The following is a 4,564-nucleotide window of genomic DNA, read 5'->3' on the forward strand; positions in this document are numbered from 1 at the left end:
GCTTTTTTCAGCTGTTCGCAGATCTCGGCGGAGCGGCGGCACTGCCACACGATGGCGTTGTATATCGGTTTGCCGGTGTCCTTTTCCCAAACGATGGCGGTTTCCCGCTGGTTGGTAATACCGATGCCCGCGACTTCATCCGTACTGATCCCGACTTTGGCGAGCGCCTCGACCAGCGTGGCGCTCTGTGACGCCCAGATCTCCATCGGGTCGTGTTCCACCCAGCCAGCCTTTGGGTAAATTTGTGCGAATTCACGCTGGGAAACGCTGATGATATTGGCATCGTGGTCCAGTACTACGGCACGGGAGCTGGTGGTTCCCTGGTCAAGGGCAACAATGTATTTCTTTTCCTGAGTCATAGAAGTGGTCCTTTATCGGGAAGACACGTTGCGAGTTTCGGCAGGCGCTGCGCTGTCGTCATCGGTAGGGCAGACGTCGCACGGCAGGTTGCGCCCAATCAGTTTCCGGTAGCCAAAAGCCCCTAAACCGGCACCGACGATCGGCCCGAGGATCGGCACCAGGAAGTAGGGAATATCACGGCCTCCGGTGAAAGCGACCTTGCCCCAGCCCGCGAAGTAGGCGAAGAGTTTCGGACCGAAGTCACGCGCCGGGTTGAGGGCGAATCCGGTCAACGGCCCCATTGAGGCGCCAATGACGGCGATGAGGATGCCGATGAGTAAAGGCGCCAGCGGGCCGCGTGGAATGCCGTTGCCATCATCGGTCAGCGCCAGAATTAGGCACATCAGGATGGCGGTGATCACTGTTTCCACGAGGAAGGCTTGGGGAACGGAGATCAATGGATTGGGATACGTCGAGAAAATGCTCGCCAGGCTTAGGCTTTCCACGCTGCCGCGGACGATCCCCTGAGCCTGTTCGGTCGCGTAGAACAGATTGTAGTACAGGCCATAGACCAAGGCGGCGGCGCAGAAAGCGCCAGCCATCTGCGCGAGGATGTAAGGGACGACTTTGCGTCCGTCGAAGCAGGCGAAGAGCCACAGCGTAATGGTGACGGCAGGGTTAAGGTGAGCGCCGGAAATCGCGGCCGTCAAATAGATAGCCATGGCAACGCCGAGGCCCCAGATGATGCTGATTTCCCATTGTCCAAAGCTGGCGCCAGCCAGTTTCAAGGCGGCGACGCAGCCAACGCCGAAAAAAATCAGCAGGCCTGTGCCCAGAAATTCGGCAATGCACTGGCCCTTTAATGTAGAGATTCGCGATTGACTCATACACATTTCCTGTTTTTAACGTAGGGCGTGATAAGTAAGTGCAGGAGAGATTCCTGCGTCGTTCGACCTTTCACGGTTTGTTTCACTGTGCTATCGCCAACGACACGCAAAGTGAGGAGGGAGCAACGTGCGTAGGTCAAATGTTCCTTTGATGTTAATTTATCGTTAATGAGCGAAATAGAAAAATATCGCTAGTGAAATGTGTGTTGTACGTCAAAAAAATGAGCGTATTCGCTTATTTCTCGTGAGCTGGAAACCTTGCGCCGCTGAAAAGCGTTAAATAACGCCTTAACTTGATTAACATTTGCTGCTCTCTGGCGGTTTTTTTCGGTTTCTGCCGATAGCTCAGGTCAGGAAAAAATGACACACTCGCGATTGTGGAGGATGGGCGCTAGACAGTTTCCGGCTGGCTACATACAATCTTCCGAGCGTGTTGCGCCCTTGGGGCGTAACGGAGTCGGCGCAGACCGGCCGTTCGCATTGCGGCTAGTGCGCCAACGCTATGAATACGCCAGTACGGTGTGAGAATTCGCAATAAATCAGCGTTAACGGCGTATGCCTTGCGTGAAAAAGGGGTTAGAAGTTATGTCATTTGAAGTGTTTGAGAAGCTGGAATCGAAAGTTCAGCAGGCGATTGACACCATTACGCTGTTGCAGATGGAAATTGAAGAGCTGAAAGAAAAGAATAATGCGCTGTCGCAGGAAGTTCAGAGTGTGGCAGGCAATCGTGATGCGCTAATGCGCGAGAACGAACAATTGCGTGAAGCTCAGAGCTCATGGCAGGAACGTCTGCAGGCGCTGCTGGGAAAGATGGAAGAAGTACAGTAAGACAGTAGCAAGAGACGGAAAAGGGCGCGTTCACGCCCTTTCCATCCGGTCGCTTACTCCAGATCCAGCGGATCTTCGGAGAGAATGATACCGGTGTTGTCGGCATACAGATGGTCGCCGGAGAAGAAGGTGACGCCGCCAAAATTGACGCGGATATCTGTTTCGCCAATGCCTTCGCCCTCAGCGCCAGCCGGCGTGGCCGCCATGGCCTGGATGCCGATATCCAGCTCAGCCAAATCGTCGACCTGACGCACCGCGCCATAGACCACTATGCCTTCCCACTCGTTTTGCGCCGCTAATCTTGCCAGTTCGGCGTTGATCAGCGCCCGGCGCACAGAGCCGCCGCCGTCGATCAGCAGTACGCGACCGATGCCGTTTTCTTCCAGCAGCTCATAAAGCAGCCCGTTGTCTTCGAAGCATTTCACCGTGGTGATTTGACCACCAAATGAACTACGTCCACCAAAATTGGAGAAGAGAGGCTCAACGACATTGACCTCTTCATGATAGACATCACACAGTTCGGAAGTATCGTATTTCATAGGATTAACGCCTGGTTGCCGCAGGGATCGTGGAATTGAGTATATCCCTTTCTGGCGAAGGTTAGCAAAATCATCGCCTGTCGCCTTGACCGTAATCAGGGAACAGGGATGACCTTGAAGGGGACGAACTTAGCTGAGCATCACGCCCGCAGCGAACAAAATATTGGTCAGCAGGGCGCATTTGACCGTCTTTTCGAGCATGGGACGCATACTGAATGCCGTGGTTTCACGCAGCACGTAGCGCCCCTGTTTGACCAGCAGCGGCAGTGACAGAATAAACAGCCAGCCAGCCAGGCTTTGCAGATAAATGAGCGCGAACAGCCCAAGGCACAGCGGCGCGGCCATCAGCAGCAGCATGTGATACCGGCGGGCTTTCTGTGCGCCAAGCCGGACGGCCAGCGTGTTTTTTCCGCTCAAACGGTCGTTGTCGATATCGCGCAGATTGTTGATGTTCAAAACGGCGGTGGCGAGCAGACCGCAGGCGGTGGCGGGCAGCATGACGATGCTATCGAAATGACCGGTTTGCAGTACATAAGAGCCTGCAACGCTAAGCCAGCCGAAGAAAATCAGTACCGAGATATCGCCCAAGCCGATATAGCCGTAAGGCCGGTTGCCCACCGTATAGGTGATGGCGGCCAGAATCGCCATCAGCCCCAACACGAGAAAGACGACGATATCTACGGGTTTCTCGCAGGCGAGTGCGACCAGAGAAATACCCGAGATGATGGTCAGCAGCACCGTGACGATCAGGGCGTTGCGCAGTTCGGTCAGGCTGATGGCCCCGGTCTGAATACCGCGTAGCGGTCCGATACGAGTCTCGGTATCGCTGCCTTTCACCGCATCGCCGTAGTCGTTGGCCAGGTTGGAAAGAATTTGCAGCAAACCGGCCGTCAGCAGAGCGAGCAGCGCGACTCCCGGTTTGAAACTGCTTTGCCAACCGGCGATAGCTGAGCCGGTCACGATGGAGGCGAAGGCCAACGGTAGCGTCTTGGGACGCAAGCTGTCGAGCCAGGCCTGAGTTTTGCTGCTATGTGTCAATGAGGTCATGATCCGCTTCAGTTCTGGGAGATTATGCTTAACGTCGTTGCCGAAAACGCAAGTGGGAGGCGATAGCCTCCCACTTGATATGTTGTCAGGAACGATCCGCTGGCACGGATTATAAGATAAATCGGCTCAGATCTTCATCTGCTACTAATTCATCCAGGTGATCACGTACGTAATCCGCATCAATCGTCACATTCTGACCGCCCATTTCACTGGCGTTGTAGGACACTTCCTCGATCAGGCGTTCCAGCACGGTATGCAGACGACGCGCGCCGATGTTCTCGGTACGTTCGTTGACCTGCCATGCGGCTTCCGCGATCCGACGGATACCGTCCGGCGCGAATTCCACATCCACGCCTTCGGTCGCCATCAGCGCTTTGTACTGCTGCGTCAGGGACGCGCTCGGCTCGGTGAGGATGCGCTCGAAGTCTTCCGTGGTCAACGCCTGCAGTTCGACGCGGATCGGCAGACGGCCCTGCAGTTCAGGGATCAGATCCGACGGGCTGGCTACCTGGAATGCGCCGGAGGCGATAAACAGGATATGGTCAGTTTTCACCATACCGTGCTTGGTGGACACGGTGCAGCCTTCCACCAGCGGCAGCAGGTCGCGCTGCACGCCTTCACGGGACACGTCCGGGCCGGAGGATTCGCCGCGCTTACAGATTTTGTCGATTTCGTCGATGAACACGATGCCGTGCTGTTCAACGGATTCGATGGCATTCTGTTTCAGCTCTTCCGGGTTCACCAGCTTGGCGGCTTCTTCTTCCACCAGCTGTTTGAACGCGTCCTTGATTTTGATCTTACTGGTTTTCTGCTTCTGTCCGGCTAGGTTCTGGAACATGGACTGAAGCTGATTGGTCATCTCTTCCATGCCCGGAGGCGCCATGATTTCAACGCCTACCGGCGCGGCGGCCAGTTCGATCTCGA

Annotated in this window: 6 protein-coding genes; 1 reads left to right on the forward strand and 5 read right to left on the reverse strand. The window is 55.4% G+C overall.

Features of this window, described 5'->3' with window-relative positions:
* Both Q7O77_RS14930 and Q7O77_RS14935 read right to left on the reverse strand, forming a co-directional pair.
* On the reverse strand, nt 1-359 hold a 359-nt coding region (locus Q7O77_RS14930), incomplete at its 3' end, for an FGGY family carbohydrate kinase (protein WP_304169102.1).
* A gap of 12 nt (nt 360-371) precedes the next feature.
* The gene (locus Q7O77_RS14935) at nt 372-1,226 is read right to left on the reverse strand and encodes an MIP/aquaporin family protein (RefSeq protein ID WP_304169104.1); all 855 of its coding nucleotides are present in this window, start codon (nt 1,224-1,226) and stop codon (nt 372-374) included.
* Between the two features lie 585 nt (nt 1,227-1,811).
* Between Q7O77_RS14935 and zapB the strand changes: the two genes are divergently transcribed.
* A complete protein-coding gene (gene zapB / locus Q7O77_RS14940; RefSeq protein ID WP_026740886.1) occupies nt 1,812-2,054 on the forward strand; it encodes a septal ring assembly protein ZapB in 243 nt (80 codons plus the stop codon).
* 53 nt (nt 2,055-2,107) lie between these two features.
* On the opposite strand, the gene rraA is transcribed toward zapB, so the two are convergent.
* The 3 genes from rraA to hslU all read right to left on the reverse strand — a co-directional run.
* A complete protein-coding gene (gene rraA / locus Q7O77_RS14945) occupies nt 2,108-2,593 on the reverse strand; it encodes a ribonuclease E activity regulator RraA (RefSeq protein ID WP_304169107.1) in 486 nt (161 codons plus the stop codon).
* 129 nt (nt 2,594-2,722) lie between these two features.
* A complete protein-coding gene (locus Q7O77_RS14950) occupies nt 2,723-3,640 on the reverse strand; it encodes a 1,4-dihydroxy-2-naphthoate polyprenyltransferase (RefSeq protein WP_304169109.1) in 918 nt (305 codons plus the stop codon).
* A gap of 109 nt (nt 3,641-3,749) precedes the next feature.
* Nucleotides 3,750-4,564, reverse strand: an 815-nt coding sequence (gene hslU, locus Q7O77_RS14955) for an HslU--HslV peptidase ATPase subunit (protein WP_304169112.1), incomplete at its 5' end; no start/stop codon positions are given.

Source organism: Lonsdalea britannica, assembly GCF_946477055.1.
Classification (GTDB): domain Bacteria; phylum Pseudomonadota; class Gammaproteobacteria; order Enterobacterales; family Enterobacteriaceae; genus Lonsdalea; species Lonsdalea britannica_A.